Consider the following 19732-nt stretch of genomic DNA (forward strand, 5'->3'; position numbering starts at 1 on the left):
GATGGGCTTCATGGAATGGTGGGATGGCTTCTGGGCCACCTACAACACAGTCATTTTCAGCATCGGCGTCAACGCCATGCTGGCACTCTCGATCTACGTCACCCTGTCCTGCGGCCTGCTGTCGCTGGCCAATGCGGCCTTCATGGGCATCGGTGCTTACACTGCGTCACTGTTGACAATGCAGTTCGACATGCCCTTCCCCATCGCGCTGGCCGCCGGCGGCGTGCTGCCCTCGCTGGTGGCGCTGGTGATCGGCATCCCGACGCTGCGCCTCTCGGGCGTCTATCTGGCCATGGCCACGCTGGGCTTTGGCGAAGTGGTCCGCGTGATCGTCCTCAACCTGGAGATCACCGGTGGCCCGATGGGCCTGAACGGCGTGCCGCCGATCACCGAGTGGTGGCACATCGTGCTGCTGCTGGGCGTGACGATCTATGCGCTGGCCCGCCTGCGCCGCTCCAAGACCGGCCGCGCCTTCGAGGCCATCAAGGAAGATGAAGTCGCAGCGCGCCTGATGGGCGTGAACGTGGCCGGCTACAAGCTCTTGGCCTTCGTCATCGGTGCTGCCATTGCGGGTGTTGCTGGTGGCCTCAACGCGCACTTCACCTTCACCATCGGCCCCAACAACTATGGTTTCGAGAACGCGGTCGACATCCTGACCATGGCCGTCTTCGGTGGCACCAGCAACCTGATCGGTCCGATGATCGGCTCGACGATTCTTTCGCTGCTGCCGGAAGTGCTGCGTCATTTCAAGGACTTCCGCCTGGCCATCAATGGCCTGATCCTGATCCTGGTGGTGCTGTACCTGCCCAAGGGCATCTGGGACCCGCGCCGCATCCGCGCCTTCCTAGGCCGCAACGCTGAGAAGAAGGTGAAGTAATGCTTTTACAACTGAACGACATCAGCAAGAACTTCGGCGGCCTGCAAGTGCTGCAGGGTGTGAACTTCAACGTCAAGGAAGGCGAGATCTTCGGCCTGATCGGCCCCAACGGTGCCGGCAAGACCACGGTCTTCAACCTCATCACGGGCCTGCTGCGCGCGTCTTCCGGCAGCATCCGTTTCAATGACGACGACATCGGTGCCGTCGCTCCGCACAAGATCACCGAGCGCGGTATTGCCCGCACCTTCCAGAACATCCGCGTGTTCAAGGAAATGACGCTCCTGGAGAACGTGGTGGTCGGCATGCACGAGCACCTGAACTATGGCGTGGCCAGCATGCTCTTCAATCTCGGCGGCTTCCGCCGTGCCGAGCAGGAAGCCCGTGAACGTGCGCTGGAACTGCTGTCCTGGGTGCGCCTGGATCACAAGGCGCACATGCTGGCCGACAGTCTGTCCTATGGCGAGCAGCGCAAGCTGGAGTTCGCGCGTGCGCTGGCGACCAAACCCAAGCTGCTGTTGCTGGACGAGCCGGTGGCTGGCATGAACCCGGCCGAGAAGACCGAGCTGATGAGCGAGATCGTCAACATCAAGGCGCGTGGCTTCACCATCTTCATGATCGAGCATGACATGCGTTTCGTCATGGGCCTGTGTGAGCGCATCGCTGTGCTGAACTTCGGCAAGATCATCGCCGAGGGCACCCCGGACCAGATCAAGAACAACCAGGAAGTGATCGAGGCCTATCTCGGCAAGGAAGAAGCATGAGCGCCAGCGGCAACAAGCAACCCATTCTGCAGGTCGAGGACCTGGCGGTGGCCTATGGCCACATTGAAGCGGTCAAGGGCATCAGCCTTTCCCTGAACGAAGGCGAGATCACCGCGCTGGTCGGTGCCAATGGTGCCGGCAAGAGCACGTCGCTGCTGGCCATCTCCGGCCTGGTGAAGGCGCAGCGTGGCCGTGTGCTGCTCAACGGGCAGGATCTGCTGCAGATGTCGCCGCACCGCATCGTCGAATCCGGCGTGGTGCAGGTGGCCGAAGGCCGTGCGACGCTGACCACGCTGACCGTCGAAGAGAACCTGGCCCTGGGCGCTTATACGCGCAAGGACAAGGACGGCGTGGCGCGTGATCTGGAGTGGGTGTATTCCCTCTTCCCGGTCTTGAAGAACCGTGCGGCCGGACTGGCGGGCAATCTCTCGGGTGGTGAGCAGCAGATGCTGGCCATTGGCCGTGCGCTGATGGCCAAGCCCAAGGTCCTGTTGCTGGATGAACCGTCGATGGGGCTGGCCCCGTTGATCATCCAGGAAATCTTCCGCATCGTGCAGGAGATCAACAAGACCGGCATGACGGTGCTGCTGGTGGAACAAAACGTGCGCCAGGCGCTGCGCATTGCGCAACGCGGCTATGTGCTGGAGACGGGCAAGATCGTGCTGGAGGATAGCGGTGCGAATCTGCTGGGCAATCCGAAGGTGGTGGAGGCTTATCTGGGGGGCTGATGCGCTTGATCTGTTGCATGTGGCGGGGCTGGAGAAAAAATAATAAAAAATTTCTCAATTAGGTGTTGACCATCAGCCTGATAGGCCTTAATATGCAGCCTCTTTCAAGCACAGCAAGTCACCGCTGATTGCAGAAGGCCCACGTGGCGGAATTGGTAGACGCGCATGGTTCAGGTCCATGTGCCGCGAGGTGTGGGGGTTCGAGTCCCTCCGTGGGCACCAAAATAGAAAAGGTCGATTGACGAAAGTCAGTCGGCCTTTTGTATTTTGGGGTCCACGAGCAAGGCGCCTGCGCGCCTTGCGGGAGGGACGAGAAAGTCCGGCCTTGCAAGGCCGGACGGGGTCGCGGGACGTGACCGAGTCCCTCCGTGGGCACCAGACATAAAAGGTCGGTTGATGAAAATCAACCGACCTTTTGCGTTTCTTCGGTCAGAAAATAGTGTAATTTTTTGGTGGTTTTATTCAAAAGTCACTTTTTCAATTTGTTAGGTTTCAGGGGTCTTCTTCTCTCTTGAGCGTCGATTTTTTTATTAGTTTTTTTGGAATAAAAAACTTTAAAAAATAGGTGACAACTTAAAAGTTGTCGCTTAGAATGCAGCCTCTTTCAAGCAATGCAGTTTGAACGCATTTGCAGAAGGCCCACGTGGCGGAATTGGTAGACGCGCATGGTTCAGGTCCATGTGCCGCGAGGTGTGGGGGTTCGAGTCCCTCCGTGGGCACCAAAATAGAAAAGGTCGATTGACGCAAGTCAGTCGGCCTTTTGTATTTTGGGGTCCACGAGCAAGGCGCCTGCGCGCCTTGCGGGAGGGACGAGAAAGTCCGGCCTTGCAAGGCCGGACGGGGTCGCGGGACGTGATCGAGGTCCTCCGTGGGCACCAAAACAAAAAAGGTCGGTTGATGAAAATCAACCGGCCTTTTGCGTTTTGGGGCACACGAGCAAAGCGCCTGCGCGCTTTGCGGGAGGGACGAGAAAGTCCGGCCTTGCACGGCCGGACGGGGTCGCGGGACGTGACCGAGGTCCTCCGTGGGCAGCAAAATAGAAAAGGTCGATTGACGAAAGTCAGTCGGACTTTTGTGTTCTGGGCGCATTCAATACCGGAAGAAGAATGCACCCATCTCTGGCGGATCGCCCGACTTGCGTTGTACCTTGGTGGTTTTTTTGAGATCCACGCCTGATGGATCATTTAATCCAAGAACGGAAAATACGCGTTGTGCTGCCTTTCCGAATGGAGTCCACTGAAGCGTCAGCATAAATATGACAAAGGTGAAACCTGCCGCAGATCCACCCCAAGATATCCAGAACGGAAGCTTGAAAAGAGCTCTTGTCATTCCGCCGAGCCACAGCAAAAGAAAAGTGAATACTGGAGGATATATTCCCGCAAAAATAAACCACCATCGAAATACCAATCCGTAAAAAGCACGCCGACCTCGCACGCAGTGCGGATATAAAGCAATTAACCGATCCGCTGGTTTTGCAACTGCAATCAGCTCAAAGTACTCACCCTGCCAAGCAACCGCCGCATCTACGATATCGCCCTCTTTGAATGGGCTACGCCATAGCCAGCCTTTCACTTTGTTGCCGCCCAGATCGAATTCCACGTAGTCGGCTTCTTCCTGCAGACTAGCCGCATTCGAAGCAGTCGCGATCGCCTGTCCTCCCATGCCTGCCGCAGCCAAGGCAACGGAGACCATGCCCATCCTGGCTTTGTCTTTGCGCGTGAGAACAAAGCTCGCCTCGCCACGCTCGCAGGTGTAATGCCGGATCGTGCCGCTCATCTTGATTAGCTCGCCGGTTTCAACCTGGCCAAGCGTTACCTGACATGGGACGTTTGTTTCCATAGAAGGTATTTCAAATTGATTTAATAACGGAAGAAGAATGCGCCCATCTCTGGCGGATCGCCTTGCTTGCGTTGCGCCTTGGTCGTCTTCTTGAGATCCACGCCTGATGGATCTTTTAATCCCAGTACTGAAAATACGCGTTGCGCAGCTTTACCAAACGGGATCCATTGCCGCATCAGCATGAAGATAATAAAAGTCCAACCTGCCGAAAAACCGGCCCATGTTGCCCAGAACGGAAACTCAAAAAAGAAATCATTAAATCCTGACGCCCAGATGATCAAAGACGTGCAAGCAGGTGGAAATATTCCTGCAAAAACTATCCACCAACGGAATACAAGCGTGTAAAAAGCACGCCTCCCTCGTACACAATGTGGATACAGTGCAATCATTCGGTCAGATGGCTTTGCGAGTGCGACTAATTCAAAATAGTCCCCCTGCCAAGCAACCGCAGCATCGACGACATCGCCCTCTTTGAATGGGCTACGCCATAGCCAACCTTTGACTTCCTTTCCATTCAGATCGAATTCCACGTAGTCGGCTTCTTCCTGCAGACTGGCCGCATTTGAGGCAGTCGCAATGGCCTGTCCTCCCATGCCTGCCACTGCCAGGGCAACGGAGACCATGCCCATCCTGGCCTTATCTCTGCGCGTGAGAACAAAGCTCGCCTCGCCGCGCTCGCAGGTGTAGTGCCGAATCGTGCCGCTGATCTTGATCAGCTCGCCGGTCACAACCTGACCGAGCATTATCTGGCATGGGGCATTTGTTTCCATAGAGGGGATTTCAAATTCATTTAATAGCGGAAGAAGAATGCGCCCATCTCTGGCGGATCGCCTTGCTTACGTCGTGCCTTGGTAGTCTTTTTTAGATCCACGCCTGATGGGTCGTTTAACCCCAGCACGGAAAATACACGTTGCGCCGCTTTACCGAACGGCGTCCATTGCAGCATCAGCATGAAAATAACAAAGGTTGCACTTGCCATCAGCCCTCCCGACAAAATCCAAAAAGGAAGTTGAAAAAGATGTCGGCTAAAACGTCCGAAAGAAAAGAAAAGAAAGGCGACAACTGTCGGAAATATGACAGCAAAAATAAACCACCAGCGAAAAACCAACGTATAGAAGGCGCGCCGCCCTCGCACGCAGTGCGGATATAGCGCAATCGTTCGATCAGCAGGATTGGCCAGTGCGACCAGCTCGAAATACTCTCCTTGCCAAACAACAGCAGCATCAACGATGTCGCCCTCTTTGAATGGGCTACGCCATAGCCAGCCTCTGACTTTCTTGCCATCCAGATCGAATTCAACGTGGTCGGCTTCTTCCTGCAGACTGGCCGCGTTTGATGCAGTCGCGACTGCCTGCGCTCCCATGCCTGCCGCAGCCAGGGCAATGGAGACCATGCCCATTCCTGTCTTGTCTTTCTTGGTCAGGAGAAAACTGGCTTCATCTCTCTTACTGACGTAATTTTTTATTTCGCCACTGATCTTTATCAGGCCATCTGCCTGGCCTGGCGTTTCCAAGTACCGATCCATCATCCGACTCCTACTGCGATCAACGCTTTGCCCAGTTTTTATCAGTCGCTATTTTCTGTCACTTTAATACTTGAAATAGTAAGCACCAAGTTCAGGAGGGCAGCAGCTCCCAGATTGGACTTTTGGCCACCATATGAATGGCATCCGGCGAGGAGTTGATTTTCTCAATACCGGAAGAAGAATGCCCCCATCTCTGGCGGATCGCCCGGCTTGCTTTGTGCCTTGGTGGTCTTTTTGAGATATACGCTTGATGGATCTTTTAATCCCAGCGCGGAAAATACACGTTGCGCCGCTTTACCGAATGGGGTCCATTGCAGCATCAGCATGAGAATAATAAAGGTCCAAAAAAATGCAAGCCCCCCCCATGCGAGCCAAAATGGGAACTTAAAAATAATGCGATTAAAACCGAACGCTAGAAAAACGAATAAGATGGCCGCAGGAGAAAATATTCCAGAAAAAATAAACCACCAACGAAAAACCAGCATGTAAAAGGCACGCCGCCCTCGCACGCAGTGCGGATATAACGCAATTGTCCGGTCAGCAGGATTGGCCAGTGCGACCAGTTCGAAATACTCTACTTGCCAAACAACGGCTGCGTCGACGACATCGCCTTCTTTGAACGGGCTCCGCCATAGCCAGCCTTTGACGTTCTTACCGCCCAGATCGAATTCGACGTAGTCGGCTTCTTCCTGCAGAGTGGCCGCATTTGAGGCAGTCGCAATCGCCTGTCCTCCCATGCCTGCCGCAGCCAGGGCAACGGAGACCATGCCCATCCTGGCTTTGTCTTTGCGCGTGAGAACAAAGCTCGCCTCGCCGCGCTCGCAGGTGTAGTGCCGAATCGTGCCACTGATCTTGATCAGCTCGCCGGTTTCAACCTGGGCAAGCGTTACCTGGCATTGGGCGCGCGTTTCCATAGAGGGCATTTCAAATTCATTTAATAACGAAAGAAGAACGCGCCCATCTCTGGCGGATCGTCCGGCTTACGTTGTGCCTTGGTAGTCTTTTTTAGATCCACGCCTGATGGATCTCTTAATCCCAGTACTGAAAATACGCGTTGCGCCGCTTTCCCAAATGGCGTCCATTGCAGCATCAGCATGAAAATAACAAAGGTTATACCTACAACAAGACCGCCCCAACAAAGCCAAAAAGGAAGCTGAAAAAAATGCCGGCTCAAACGTCCGAAAGAAAATGCAAGACAGGTGAAAACTGCTGGATATACACCAGCAAAAATAAGCCACCAGCGAAAAACCAACGCATAGAAGGCACGCCGTCCTCGAACGCAATGCGGATATAACGCTATCGTCCGATCACCTGGATTGGCAAGTGCGACCATTTCGAAATACTCTCCTTGCCAAACAACCGCTGCATCGACAACATCGCCTCCTTTGAATGGGCTCCGCCATAGCCAGCCTTTGACTTTCTTGCCGCCCAGATCGAATTCCACGTAGTCGGCTTCTTCCTGCAGACTGGCCGCATTTGAAGCAGTCGCTATCGCCTGTCCTCCCATGCCTGCCGCAGCCAAGGCTACGGAGACAATACCCATTCCTGTCTTGTCTTTCTTGGTCAAGACAAAACTAGCCTCACCTCTTTCGCTGACATAATTTCTTATTTCACCACTTATCTTTATCAGGCCATTATCTTGGCCTGGCACTTCCAAGTACTGATCCATCATCCGACTCCTACTGCGATCAACGCTTTGCCCAGTTTTTATCAGTCGCTATTTTCTGATCCTTCAGTACTTGAAATAGAAAACCTCCGCTTCAGGAGGGCAGAAGCCTCCAGACTGGGCTTTCGACCATCATGTGAATGGCGCCCGGCGAGATGCTGATTTGCTCAATACCGGAAGAAGAATGCCCCCATTTCTGGTAGATCGCCCTGCTTACGTTGTGCCTTACTTGTCTTCTTCAAATCAACAGAGGCCGGACTGGGCAATCCAAGTACCTGAAATATTCGCTGCGATGTCTTGGCAAATGGAGCCCATTGTCTCGCCAGCATAAAAGTGACGAAGCTTAGACCAGCTACCACACCTGCCCCAGTTATCCAAAAATCTTCACCAAAGATAAATTCTGGTCGCCCGACTGCCCAAAGCGCTACTGCCGTTGAGGCAAGCCCGAACAATACCGCAAACGCAAACCACCATTTCAACACCGACGAATAGAAAGCGCCTATTCCACGTGCGCAATGCGGATACAAAGCAATAAGCCTTTCGGAGGGCTTTGCCATGGCCATGAGTTCGTAATAGTCTCCTTGCCAAACGGCCACTACATCCACATCATCACCTTCAGAAAATGGACTTCGCCACAGCCAGCCTTTCACCCGCTTTCCATTGAGTTCGAAGCTAACAAAATCAGCCTCTTCATTTATCCGTGACGCGTTCGTCGCTGTCCCTATGGCCTGCCCCCCCATGCCGGTGGCTGCCAGAGCAACCGCAACCATGCCCATTCTGTATTTATCTTTTTTGGCCAAAACGAAATTCGCCTCACCTCGCTCGCAGGTGTAATGCCGGATCGTGCCGCTGATCTTGATCAGCTCGCCAGATTCAACCTGGCCAAGCGTTATCTGACATGGGGCGTTTGTTTCCATAGAGGGCATTTCAAATTCATTTAATAACGAAAGAAGAATGCGCCCATCTCTGGCGGATCACCCGGTTTGCGTTGTGCCTTGGAGGTCTTTTTAAGGTCGACGCCTGATGGATCTCTTAATTCCAGTACAGAAAATACGCGTTGCGCCGCTTTCCCAAATGGCGTCCATTGCAGCATCAGCATGAAAATAACAAAGGTTGCACTTGCTATCAGACCTCCCCAACAAAGCCAAAAAGGAAGTTGAAAGAGATAGCGTTTAAATGGTTCGAAAGAATAGAAAAGAAAGGAGAAAATAGCGGGGTATATGCCGGCAAAAATAAACCACCAACGAAAAACCAACGTATAGAAGGCGCTCCGCCCTCGCACGCAGTGCGGATATAAGGCAATCGTCCGGTCAGCAGGATTGGCCAGTGCGACCAGCTCGAAATATTCCCCTTGACAAACAACAGCAGCATCAACGATGTCGCCCTCTTTGAATGGGCTACGCCATAGCCAGCCTCTGACTTTCTTGCCATCCAGATCGAATTCAACGTGGTCGGCTTCTTCCTGCAGACTGCCTGCGTTTGAGGCAGTCGCGATCGCCTGCCCGCCCATTCCTGCCGCAGCCAAGGCAACGGAGACCATGCCCATCCTGGCTTTGTCTTTGCGCGTGAGAACAAAGCTCGCTTCGCCTCGCTCGCAGCTGTAATGCCGGATTGTTCCGCTGATCATGATCAGTTCGCCGGTTTCAACCTGGCCAAGCGTTACCTGACATGCAGCGTTTTTTTCCATAGAAGGCATTTCAAATTCATTTAATAACGAAAGAAGAACGCGCCCATTTCTGGCGGATCGCTCGGCTTGCGTTGCGACCGGGTGGTTTTCTTCAGATCAACACCGGATGGGTCTTTCAAGCCCAACACTGAAAAGACACGTTGCGCCGCTTTGCCGAAAGGGATCCATTGGCGCATTAACATGAAAATAACGAAGGTCCACCCTAGCGCTATTCCAGCCCATGCTCCCCAAAAAGGCAGCGAAAAAAGATATCTGTAAGAACCGGACAACCAAATAAGAAGAGACGTGCTGACTGGCGTGATTATTCCGCAAAAAATAAACCACCAGCGAAAAACCAATGCATAAAAAGCACGTCTTCCTCTTACACAATGTGGATAAAGCGCGATTACTCTATCCCCTGGATTGGCAAGCGCCACTAACTCAAAATGCGCTCCTTGCCAAGTGACAACTGCATCTACCGCATCCCCTTCCTTGAAGGGACTGCGCCATAGCCAGCCCTTGACAGGTCGCCCATCGAGCTCAAATTCCACATAGTCTGCCTCTTCCTGCATATTGGCGGCGTTAGAGGCAGTCCCGATCGCCTGCCCTCCAATGCCCGTGGCTGCCAGCGCAACAGCGACCATACCCATTCCGGTTTTGTCTTTCCTGGTCAAGACAAAGCTGGCCTCGTCCCTCTTGCTGACATAACCTTTTATCGTGCCGGTTATTTTCATCAAGCCATCTTGTTGCCCGGGCGTTTGCAAGTATTTTTCCATCAACCAACTCCTACTGAGATCAATGCCTTACCTAGTTCATCACGTTGCTTGGCCGCATCCTTGTAAGCGGCCTGAGCCCCCTTTTTTGTACCAAAAACGCATAGCGTGCACCAAGTCTCCAAATCGTCATCGCTCAAGACCCAAATAGCCACCTGCACAACAAATACGAGTGCACCAATCCACATCCCTGCTGACATAAAGAGGATTCGGCAAGCAATAACAGACGCAGCCCTAGTGGCCGCCAGATCTAGCGCCTCCGCAACCGTTGCGCGCCCTCCCAATCTCAAAATGACAGGCGCAGCGTATGTAAAGGCTGAGACCCCAGTCGCCAAAATATTAGCCACACCAAAAATGATTTTGGCCAAGTAGAGCATATAGATTCCCGCTTGATCTCTGCTACCTGCCTTTTGCATATCTTGGAAATCAAAGACCACACCAATAATTCCCGCAGCAACACTTAAGCCCGCACCACCCAACTTCATCACTTGATAGGACGTCGCATTCGCCGTCTGCATTTCCTTGACCGCCACCCCCCAGATATCAATGACGCCGCTAGCGATCGTCATCGAAGAAGCTGCCAGTCCAGCCCGACTCTTGCTATCTCCTTTCTCAATGCAGTCATGCATCATCTTCGCGAAATTCCCGCTCTCGATCAGCAACACCACCAACGCCATGCGTGCATCACGCATGGCACTGGCGCTCTTCTCTGAATCGCGGAAGGCGGCCCAGTCACGCTTGAGCGTCCTGGACGACACCGTTTCCTTTTCAGGAACCTCCGGCGAGAGCGGGTTCTTGGATGCACGCACGCGCTCCAGTATGTCAAGCCGACCGCTCATGGCATAACGCGCCTGCGCATCGGCCAGCGCACCCGCCGCAGCCACTTCCACACCCGCACGCAAACCAAACCAGCTCTGGATGATCTTCTCGCAGGCCATGTCGGCCATCTTGCCGTCGAGTCTGAATTTCTTGAAGATGAAATCACCGAAGGTGGAGGCCGTCTTGTCGATGCCGAACTGCCGGTAGGGCTCAAGCTTCACGTTGAAAGCCACGTTGGTACCGGCCTTTGCCTTTTCGTTGGCGTTATAGACGCCTGCCGCTTTCTTGTATAAATCCGCGATGGCCTTCATCGACTTCTGGATATACGCATACCAGTTCCATACCGTGGCTGCGGTCTGCTCGCTCCTGAACGTCTCGGCCTGGGTCAGGAATTGCGAGACTTCGGTTCGCGCCGCATCCTGGTTCATGCTCAACAGACGGTACATCAGGTTGGATTCCGCGATCTGCAGATCATTGACCCATTCTTCGATCTTGCCGCGACCGCTCTTGGTCGTATTCAACAGGAATGTGACTTCGCTGACATGCGATTCGAAAGCGACGGCATCCTGGATATCGTCGCCGTGGTACTCCCGCAGCCCATCCAGGAAATGCCGGGACTGCATCCACGCGAGCATGTCGGCGGTGCGCTTTTCGATCAGGGCCGTGGCTTCATCCTGCAAGCTTTCGAAATTCTTCTTGAAGGTCTCGTAGGCCTTCATGTCGAGTTTCTCCGCATACGGCGGCCAGGCTTTTTCAACGCGGCCTTTCCTGTAGGCGGCACGCGACGTCACCACCGTATCGGCATCGGCCTTGATCTGGGCATACTCCTTGTCGCGCGCGGCGTCGGGCAGCATGGTGGCGTGCATGATGCGGTTCTCGTAGACGTTGTCCACTTCGACGCCTTTGGACTGCACGTACTCCTGTACCTCGATTGCCTTGAGACGCTTTGCCCTGGCCTCGGCGGGCAGCTTTTGGGCATCGGCCCGTTCCTTGGCAAAGTCATGCTGCTGCGCGCGCTGCCTGGCCAGATCCGCATTGCGATCGACGACGGCACCTGCGTGATTTTCCAGGAGATCCTTCAGACTGCTGATGGTCAGCATGCCATCGATCTGAAACGGAAGCTCGGTGTTGTAGCGATGCATCCACCCCGCTGGTTCATTGCGGAAGTTGTTGAGTTCGACACCAATGCCCAGCGCGTCCCACACGCCCATGATCATGGGCTTGTATTTCTCGCCCTTGCCGTGGGTGCAGATTTCTTCCATCTTGGCCACCAGGGGCTTGGCCTGGTCTTTGCGGCTGAAGGATCGATGGATCGTCGTATTGGCCTGAAGTTTTGCGTGGTCATAGGTGCCGTTCTTACGACCGAATACACCGGTGGCGGTCTTCTCATTGAGCAGGTCGGGCGAATAGGCCGGGTTGTATTCGAGCACCTTCTGCACGTTGCCTTCGGTGGCGACCATGCCGTGACGATAGCCACCCTGACTGACCCACAGCTTGGGGATAAAGGTCTGCATGCGCTGATCGCGCAGTTTGATGTCGTTGGCAAAAGCCTTGAAGGTGGCCTCACTCCATGCATGCTGTGAAAACGCTATCCAGACGCGGCCACACTTGGCAGGTTTCTCGATGTGAATCACTGATGCGGGAATATTGTCACCACTTCGGGAGCACACTGGTTCCGTGGCGACCGGCTCCGGGTAAAGGTGAGAGGGCCGCTTCCACAACGTCCCCTCGGGGGAGACAGCATAGGCCTCCCATTTGATGGTGATGTTGGAGGGGTGGCGCTCATAGAACAAGTAGACGAAACCCGCGCGCAACGTGCGCAACACATACTTGTAGTTCGTCAGCGCGGTGCTGGTGACCTTGTTGCCCAGCGGTGCCGGGATGTCGCCCGGGATGTTGAGCGGGACGACAGCATAACGGACCGGAAGAATCGCCAGTCCATCCTTGTTGCAGTTTCGACAGTCGGGATGTTGAGGGTTGGTGCAAGCCATGACGATCACTCAATCAATTAGATAGCTGGACAGTTGCTCGAAGGGGCGGCCGGACACGGCTTCAATGGCATCGACCAGCGACTCGCCGCTGGCGGTGCGCCGCCAGACCTCGGCCATGCGCACGTGATTGTGAAAGCCGATGCCATAGCGCAAGCCACAGACCAGAAACAGCATCCGGTCGTCCGCCGACGTCACGCCATAAGAAGAAGCAGCGCCCAGGCTATGTCGCAAGGCTTCGGTAACCGGGGTATCACGGCCGACCAGGTTTTCGCCCAGCAGATAGGTCCAAGCGGCGTGCACGGTGGCATAGTCATTCACCTTTTGCCATTGCTGCTCGCTGAGCTGCAACTGTTCATCAGGGCGGTTGGATGCATCCGCACCCAGCCCTGCGACCGGCGTCGAGGCTGCACTGAAGGACTCCAATGCCTGATGCCGGTTCAATGAGAAGACCGCGTTTACCGGGCGCAGCAGCAAGGCGCGCTGCCGGGCGTCGAGGTCCTGCCATAGCATCTCGCGCACGCCGGGATCATGGAAACGCAAAAGGTGCGTCCGTCCATGCACGAAATGCAGATAGCAGTGTCTTCCCCAATACGCGGCAACCTCGCGCGCACCCAGGTCACTGACGATCCAGCCACTGATGGGCATTCCTCTGCGGGCCATCAGAAATGGCGTGCTCCATGCCGTCCAAGCGAGTTCGATGCTGGCTGCGAAAACACAATCGTCGCCGAAGCGGTTCAGATTCAATGGCACCAGATAGGGGGCGAAGCGCTGATCGTAATGCGGATGCACGATCGGTACGCTAACGCGCAGGCCGGGGTCGACCTCTCCCAGTTCGGGCTCGCCCTGGGCCGGGTCAACCCAGACGAAACACCGGCCGTCGCCACGCTGATCAATCTCGCGATGCAGTTGCTGCAACACGCCGTCCCATGGCGCTGCCAGTGCGGCGTGGCCATTCATCGGCTCAGTTGAGAGTTGGTCGTTCAAGCTTATCTCCAATACGACATCGGCACACGAGCACGGCGCTTGATGACGGGGCTGGCATGCTGATTACGCGCAGAATATCCATGCAGCAACACTATCGACTTACAGGAACGAAGATATGCGAATGGATGCTTCGGCAAACGTGCCATCCCTGCGAAGGCCGCAGGATTGCAACTGAGTTATCCGACGTGAGGCTTCTTAATTATTTGTTACGTGCCATGGGGAAATGGCGCGTGCGTCTTTGAGAGGGACGGAGGGAACTAGTTCCCGCTTTGCAATAACAGGCGGGGCTGCCTATTTCCGCTTCGAGGGAATCCAACCGGGAGGCGGTGGCAGGGGAGGTATATGCGATCCGGCAGGCATCAGCGGTTTGCCGGGACCAACTTCGTGAAATGGCTGAAGCAACTTTGTATTCCCAGCTCATCCATAAATCGCTTCCTCATTGGATTGACGTTGGCGTTAGCGATAAAACCCGTCATCCCAGTTTGCGGTAGGCTTGGTCTTCCTCGTTCCCACAAAATTACGGAGACCATGAAAACCACCCTCACCTTGCTGGCCCTCGTAGCTGGCACGGCAGCCACGGGACAGGCGCTCGCCGCCAACTCACCAGCCAGGCCGTCCGGCTACATCGACCAGCTTGAAATCACCCAGACCGCCGATGCCTTCGGTGGCGCAACGCCAGCCGGTGCGGCCGGCCCCTACCAGTTGATCTCGGGCGTCGTGCACGGCAAGCTCAATCCGCTTCACCCGGACAATGCCAGCATCACCGATCTCGACAAGGCCCCCAGAGACGCCCATGGCTACGTTTCCTACACGACCGACTTCGTGATCCTGCGTCCGAAGTCGGCGACCCAGGCACGTCGCGTGCTCTTCTATGACGTGGCCAATCGCGGCCGCAAGCTGGCCGAGGAATTCTTCATCGGCGGCAAATCCCTGCGCAACGGCCCGGCTCCCGGCGACACCTACCCTTCCCTGCTGCGCGCCGGCTACACCATCGTCTGGAGTGGATGGCAGGGTGATCTGAAGCAATCCGGCGCGGCCATCGACGGCGCACTGGGCACACAATTCCCGGTGGTCACGAACAAGGATGGTTCCGCCATCACCGGTCTGAGCCGCGAAGAATACATCCCCGACTTTCATCAGGGACACAACGAATTCAAACTCTCGTACGCACCTGCCTCCCTGCGTGACAAATCGCAAGTGAGTTTCACCGTGCGCCAGACCTGGCGCAATGCGCAGGGCCAGCAGGACTACCAGGCTCCTTCTGCGCCGGTGACCGACTGGCATTACGAACCCAAGGCGGACGGCAGCGTGAACGTGGTCTTCACTCCGCCCGCTGCAGTCCCCGGCCCCGCAGGCGGGGCCGTGCCCGCCGACCAGGGCAGCATCTACAGCTTCGTCTATCCCGCCACCCATCCCAAGGTGATGGCGATCGGCTTTGCCGCGGTCCGCGACCTGGTGAGCTTCCTGCGCGATGCGCCTGCCGATGCCAGCGGCACGGCTAATCCCCTCAACGATATGAAGAACGCCGCCTGCGTCGACCAACAGTCCTGCACGGCGCGCGACAAGCGCAATGTTGACTTGACTATCGGTGAAGGTATTTCACAGTCGGGCCGCTTCATGCGCGACTTCCTCTACATGGGATTCAACAAGAATGCGCAGGGCAACAAGGTCTTCGACGGCATGATGGCCATCATCCCGGGCGGACGCCGCACCTGGATCAATGAACGCTTTTCCCAGCCAGGCCGCTGGTCCAAGGGCCATGAAGAACACTGGATGCCGGGCGACCAGTTTCCCTTCGCCTACAACGTGATGAAAGATCCCGTCAGTGGCGCGACCGACGGCTTGCTCAAGCGATGCACTGCCAGCGCGACTTGCCCGAAGATCATGCAGATCGATGGCAGTTTTGAATGGTGGGGAGGACGCGGTGCACTGGTGGTGACCGACGGCGCGGGCAAGGATCTGGTCTTGCCGGACAACGTGCGCTACTACCTGATCTCAGGCACCCAGCACGCGGGCGGAGCCGGCATCAGGAATGGCGTGGTGAAGCGGAACGGCAAGGACAGCATGTGCCAGTTCCCGGCCAGCCCCGTAACGCAGGCTCCCGTGCTGCGCGCCATGATTCCGGCGATGGAAAACTGGCTGGCGAAAGACCGGTTGCCGCCACCCTCGCGCTACCCCACGGTGGCCAACGGCACGGCGGTCACGCCGGACCAGGCCTCGATCGGTTTCCCTGCACTGGACAACGTACTGGTACCACTGGCCGACTCCTCAGGGACAGTCACGCCAACCCCACTGCAGTTGGCCTACAGCGGCATCCACAATCCGCTGGCCGTCACCGATTATCGCAACGCCATCCCGGTCGTGGATGTGACGCGGCCCTACCGCATTCTGGTGCCCAAGGTTGATGCCGATGGCAATGAGCTGGGCGGCATCGCCCAGCCGGAAGTGGCAGTACCACTGGCTACTTACACGGGATGGAACCTGCGCGCCGGCGGCCACGCGCAAGGGGAAACCTGTTCTTCGCTGGGCAGCGCAATTCCTTTCGCCGTGAGTGGTGCGAGCAGGAGCAGCAGTGATCCCCGGCCTGCACTCGACCAGCGCTACCATGGCCGGGCAGACTATGCCGCGCAGATCAAGGCCGCTGGCGACAAGTTGGTGCAGGAAGGCTATCTGCTACCACTGGATGCCGAACACCTGTTTGCGGCTCATGCGCAACAGGTGTCGCCGCAATTGATTCCGCAACCCTGAGTGATGTTGCCGGGTCCATGGGCGCAGGCCGGCCCATGGACTGCATGTTCACGTATTCAGGTGAGGCAGCTTTCCGGTGGGCCCTAATACCCGAGACCGCGATCAACACCATTCAGCACAGGCTGCCCGCTGCGTACCCGCTGCACGTTGTCCAGAATCTGTCCGACGATCACCGCAGGCTGTGCACTCGACGCCATATGCGGCGTGACCACCACGCGCGGGTGCGACCACAACGCGTTTGATGCGGGCAACGGTTCCTGCGCAAAGACATCCAGCACCGCCCCGCGCAAATGCTGCCGGTCCAGTGCTTCCAGCAGGTCGTCCTCCACCAGATGCTCTCCGCGGCCGCAATGCACCAGCGCTGCACCCGGCTTCATCGCCGCAAATACGTCGCGCCCCAGCAGCTTGCGGGTGGCATCGGTCAGCGGCAGGAGGCAGACCACGATATCGGGTGCCTGCAGGAATGCATGAAGCGCATCGTCACCGGCATAGGTGCTTACCCCATCGATGTGATGCACGGAGCGTGACCAGCCACTGACAGTGAAACCCTGGCCTCGCAACACCCCGGCCAGATGGCTCCCCAGAGCACCCAGCCCCATCAGGCCGACATGGGTCTGATGCGCCGGCTTTTGCGGCGGGATCTTCCACACACGCTGTACCTGCTGCTGCAGCGCCTGGTCCAGCGCGCGGTGGTAATACAGCACGGCCCACAAGACGTACTCGGCCATTCCTGCCGCCAGCGCGGGATCAACGATGCGGCACACCGGCACAAGAGGGTGAGCCCGCGCAGCGCCGAGCACATGATCGACTCCGGCTGCAATGGAAGAAATCAGGCGCAGATTGGGCAAGCGCTCGATGACCCCGGCCGGCGGATACCAGCCGGCGACCGCCTCCACATCGCCCGCATCGGGCAGGTCCGGCCACAGCCGCACTTGCAGCTCCGGCATGCGGCGCGCGGCCTCTTCACGAAACACCGCGTGCAGGTCGCTGAGGTCATCGGTCGCGCTGCAAATCAACAAGGTCGGCATGGCGTGGCCCTCAGTCGCGGTAGGAAGGATCCAGTCGGTCCAGGCGCCGCAGCCAGGCTTGCCACAGGATCTGGCGCTCATGTTCGACGCTTTGCAGCTGCTCGCAGGCGTGCTGGCTCAAGTGCGCGGCAATCTCGGTAACCGGTCCGGCGACTGTGGCCATTTGCGCGGCAGCCATCTGGATCTCGCACGCGCGATTGAGGTAGAACATGATCGCAAATGCATCGGCCACCGTGGCCCCCACTGACAAGAGGCCATGGTGGCGCAACAGCAAGGCGATGTTGTTGCCCAGCGATTGCTGGATGCGTGTACGTTCATCCAGATCGAAGGCCACGCCCTCATAGGCATGCACGCCGACCCGCTGGTGGAACTCGGTACTGATCTGGTTGAGCTGCAGCAGCCCCTGCTCGCAGGCCGCCACGGCCATGCCGGGCAGCGTGTGGGTATGCAGCACGCAGTGGGCATCCTCGCGCGCCATGTGTACGGCGCTGTGGATGGTGAAGCCGGCGACGTTGTAATCAGCCTTGCCCGATACCACGCGCCCCTGCAGATCTACCACCAGCAGGTCGCTGGCACACACTTCATCGAACATCAGCCCGAAGGGATTGATGAGGAAGCGGTCATCCTCCGGTGCGGCATGGGCTGCACGCGGCAACCGTACCGAGAAATGCGTGTAGAGCGTGTCGTCCCAGCCGAACAGCGCGGCCAGCCGATAAGCGGCGGCGAGGTCGCGGCGCAGGCTGAGTTCGTCAGTAGTCATCGTCATCTCAAGCGTCCAATCCCATGAAGCGGCGCACGCGCAGCGTCGCGGCGTCGGTAGTCGTTGCCTGGCGGATGTGCTGGGGCGATGCATCCAGCTGGACCAGGCCGTTTTCCATGAACAGCACGCGGTCCGAGATGGTCAGCGCAAAGTCCATCTCATGCGTGACGATCACCATGGTCATGCCCTCCTGGGCCAGATCCTGAATCACCTTCAGGACCTCGCCGACCAGTTCGGGGTCCAGTGCCGAGGTCGGTTCGTCAAACAGCATCACGTCAGGCGACATGGCCAGCGCCCGGGCAATGGCCACCCGTTGCTGCTGGCCGCCGGAGAGCTGGTGCGGGTATTTGTGCTGGTGCGCCAGCAGGCCCACCTTGTCCAGCAGTTGCAGGGCCCGGGTCTGGCGCAGCGCCGGATCGGCCGGCTCGTGATGGTAACGCGGTGCCAGCAATACGTTCTCCAGCACGCTCAGATGAGGGAACAGGTTGAATCCCTGGAACACCATCCCGATGCGGCCGATGCCATGGCGCACCAGCCTGCTGTCGAGCGAGGCATTGGCGCTGATATAGCCTTCACCGAAGATAATGATCTCGCCCTGGTCGATCTTTTCCAGCGCATTGATGGTGCGGATCAGCGAGGTCTTGCCAGAACCCGAGGGGCCGATGATGGAAATCACCTCGCCCTTGCGTACGCTCAGGTTCACTCCTTTGAGCACCTGATGCGGTCCGTACGCTTTGTGGATGTTGACCAGCTCCAATGCGCTCGGCTGGCCTGCAGCATGACTGGCCGCCGGCGCGACCGGCGAGCTGCCGAGCTGCTTGCGCAAGACCGCGCAGTCGGCCTCGACCAGGGTTGCGGGACGGCGCTTCTGCAGATCCAGCCGGCGTTCGAACCAAGCCAGCAGCGTGCTGAAGAGCGTCACCAGCAACACGTAATACACGGCCACGCCAAGCAGGGTTTCCATCACCAGGAAATTCTGCGAATACAGCCGCAGGCCCGTCATCAGCAGCTCGGGCAGGGAAATCACCGATACCAGCGAGGTGAGCTTGATGATGGTGACATATTCGTTGATGAGCGTGGGCAAGGCGATCCGGAACGCCTGCGGAATGACGATCAGCCGCATCGTGCCGAACAGGCTCAAGGCCAGCGCACGTCCGGCCTCGCGCTGGCCACGGGCGACCGACTGCAGGCCGCCGCGGTGAATCTCGGCCATGTAGGCGGCCTCAGTGAGCACCATGGCCACCAGCCCGGCAAAGAAGGGATCACCGACAACGGCGCGGGTCAGCGGAAAAATTTGCGGCAGGTTGAAGACCACCACCACCACGACCAGCAGCGGCAGGCTGCGAAAGAGCCAGATATACAGCCCGGCGGCCCAGTTGATCCAGCGCGTGCCGGAGGTGCGGGCGCAGGCCAGCAAGAAGCCCAGCACCATGCCCAGTACCCACACCAGCGAACCCAGTTCGACCACCGTGAGACACGCGCGCCAGAAGATCCCCATTGAAAAGAGGGACCAGAAATACGACCAATCCAATGCCATGCGAGAGCTCCCGGTGGTTCAAGGTCGACG

At 57.2% G+C, this 19732-nt stretch carries 17 protein-coding genes and 2 tRNA genes; 6 read left to right on the forward strand and 13 right to left on the reverse strand.

Annotated features, from left to right (window positions below):
- Position 1: 1 nt before the first annotated feature.
- The 5 genes from ACWFUC_RS20560 to ACWFUC_RS20580 all read left to right on the forward strand — a co-directional run bounded on the left by ACWFUC_RS20560 (position 2) and on the right by ACWFUC_RS20580 (position 3088).
- Positions 2–877: a branched-chain amino acid ABC transporter permease gene (locus tag ACWFUC_RS20560; protein ID WP_034335500.1), complete on the forward strand. Its 876-nt coding sequence runs from the start codon at positions 2–4 to the stop codon at positions 875–877.
- A complete protein-coding gene (locus tag ACWFUC_RS20565; protein WP_039785419.1) occupies positions 877–1638 on the forward strand; it encodes an ABC transporter ATP-binding protein in 762 nt (253 codons plus the stop codon). The genes ACWFUC_RS20560 and ACWFUC_RS20565 overlap by 1 nt, the downstream gene beginning before the upstream one ends.
- A complete protein-coding gene (locus ACWFUC_RS20570; protein WP_088753394.1) occupies positions 1635–2366 on the forward strand; it encodes an ABC transporter ATP-binding protein in 732 nt (243 codons plus the stop codon). The genes ACWFUC_RS20565 and ACWFUC_RS20570 overlap by 4 nt, the downstream gene beginning before the upstream one ends.
- 137 nt (positions 2367–2503) lie before the next feature.
- Positions 2504–2588: transfer RNA gene (locus tag ACWFUC_RS20575), tRNA-Leu, on the forward strand.
- A 415-nt stretch (positions 2589–3003) separates the two neighbouring features.
- Positions 3004–3088, forward strand: a tRNA-Leu gene (locus ACWFUC_RS20580).
- A 367-nt stretch (positions 3089–3455) separates the two neighbouring features.
- On the opposite strand, the gene ACWFUC_RS20585 is transcribed toward ACWFUC_RS20580, so the two are convergent.
- The 10 genes from ACWFUC_RS20585 to ACWFUC_RS20630 all read right to left on the reverse strand — a co-directional run bounded on the left by ACWFUC_RS20585 (position 3456) and on the right by ACWFUC_RS20630 (position 13629).
- Complete coding sequence (locus ACWFUC_RS20585) at positions 3456–4205, reverse strand: putative type VI secretion system effector (protein ID WP_489623144.1); 750 nt, start codon at positions 4203–4205, stop codon at positions 3456–3458.
- Between the two features lie 20 nt (positions 4206–4225).
- Positions 4226–4975, reverse strand: a complete 750-nt coding sequence (locus tag ACWFUC_RS20590; protein WP_489623145.1) for a putative type VI secretion system effector — start codon at positions 4973–4975, stop codon at positions 4226–4228.
- Between the two features lie 20 nt (positions 4976–4995).
- Positions 4996–5733, reverse strand: a complete 738-nt coding sequence (locus ACWFUC_RS20595; protein ID WP_489623146.1) for a putative type VI secretion system effector — start codon at positions 5731–5733, stop codon at positions 4996–4998.
- 161 nt (positions 5734–5894) lie between these two features.
- Positions 5895–6653 carry a putative type VI secretion system effector gene (locus tag ACWFUC_RS20600; RefSeq protein WP_489623147.1) on the reverse strand — a complete coding sequence of 253 codons (759 nt, stop codon included), beginning with the start codon at positions 6651–6653 and terminating at the stop codon, positions 5895–5897.
- An 11-nt stretch (positions 6654–6664) separates the two neighbouring features.
- Positions 6665–7402, reverse strand: a complete 738-nt coding sequence (locus tag ACWFUC_RS20605) for a putative type VI secretion system effector (protein ID WP_489623148.1) — start codon at positions 7400–7402, stop codon at positions 6665–6667.
- 161 nt (positions 7403–7563) lie between these two features.
- Entirely contained in the window at positions 7564–8322 is a 759-nt protein-coding gene (locus ACWFUC_RS20610) for a putative type VI secretion system effector (RefSeq protein ID WP_489623149.1), read from the reverse strand.
- An 11-nt stretch (positions 8323–8333) separates the two neighbouring features.
- Positions 8334–9092, reverse strand: coding sequence for a putative type VI secretion system effector (locus ACWFUC_RS20615; RefSeq protein ID WP_489623150.1), 759 nt, complete (start codon positions 9090–9092; stop codon positions 8334–8336).
- Positions 9093–9103: 11 nt separating this feature from the next.
- The gene (locus ACWFUC_RS20620) at positions 9104–9838 is read right to left on the reverse strand and encodes a putative type VI secretion system effector (protein ID WP_489623151.1); all 735 of its coding nucleotides are present in this window, start codon (positions 9836–9838) and stop codon (positions 9104–9106) included.
- On the reverse strand, positions 9838–12645 hold the full coding sequence (locus tag ACWFUC_RS20625) for a T6SS effector BTH_I2691 family protein (RefSeq protein WP_489623152.1): 2808 nt from the start codon (positions 12643–12645) through the stop codon (positions 9838–9840). The genes ACWFUC_RS20620 and ACWFUC_RS20625 overlap by 1 nt, the downstream gene beginning before the upstream one ends.
- A 9-nt stretch (positions 12646–12654) precedes the next feature.
- The gene (locus tag ACWFUC_RS20630) at positions 12655–13629 is read right to left on the reverse strand and encodes a DUF4123 domain-containing protein (RefSeq protein ID WP_489623153.1); all 975 of its coding nucleotides are present in this window, start codon (positions 13627–13629) and stop codon (positions 12655–12657) included.
- A 528-nt stretch (positions 13630–14157) separates the two neighbouring features.
- Between ACWFUC_RS20630 and ACWFUC_RS20635 the strand changes: the two genes are divergently transcribed.
- Positions 14158–16377 (forward strand): alpha/beta hydrolase domain-containing protein, encoded by a 2220-nt coding sequence (locus ACWFUC_RS20635; RefSeq protein ID WP_489623154.1) that lies wholly within the window; start codon positions 14158–14160, stop codon positions 16375–16377.
- Between the two features lie 83 nt (positions 16378–16460).
- Here the strand turns inward: ACWFUC_RS20635 and ACWFUC_RS20640 are convergent, their stop codons facing one another.
- From ACWFUC_RS20640 to ACWFUC_RS20650, 3 genes are read right to left on the reverse strand one after another with little or no spacing between them, the layout of a single operon-like run.
- A complete protein-coding gene (locus tag ACWFUC_RS20640) occupies positions 16461–17405 on the reverse strand; it encodes a 2-hydroxyacid dehydrogenase (protein ID WP_489623155.1) in 945 nt (314 codons plus the stop codon).
- Between the two features lie 10 nt (positions 17406–17415).
- Positions 17416–18165, reverse strand: coding sequence for a class II aldolase/adducin family protein (locus ACWFUC_RS20645; RefSeq protein WP_489623156.1), 750 nt, complete (start codon positions 18163–18165; stop codon positions 17416–17418).
- A 7-nt stretch (positions 18166–18172) separates the two neighbouring features.
- Positions 18173–19702: an amino acid ABC transporter permease/ATP-binding protein gene (locus ACWFUC_RS20650; protein WP_489623157.1), complete on the reverse strand. Its 1530-nt coding sequence runs from the start codon at positions 19700–19702 to the stop codon at positions 18173–18175.
- Positions 19703–19732 lie beyond the last annotated feature (30 nt).

Source organism: Herbaspirillum sp. Her4, from assembly GCF_057961335.1.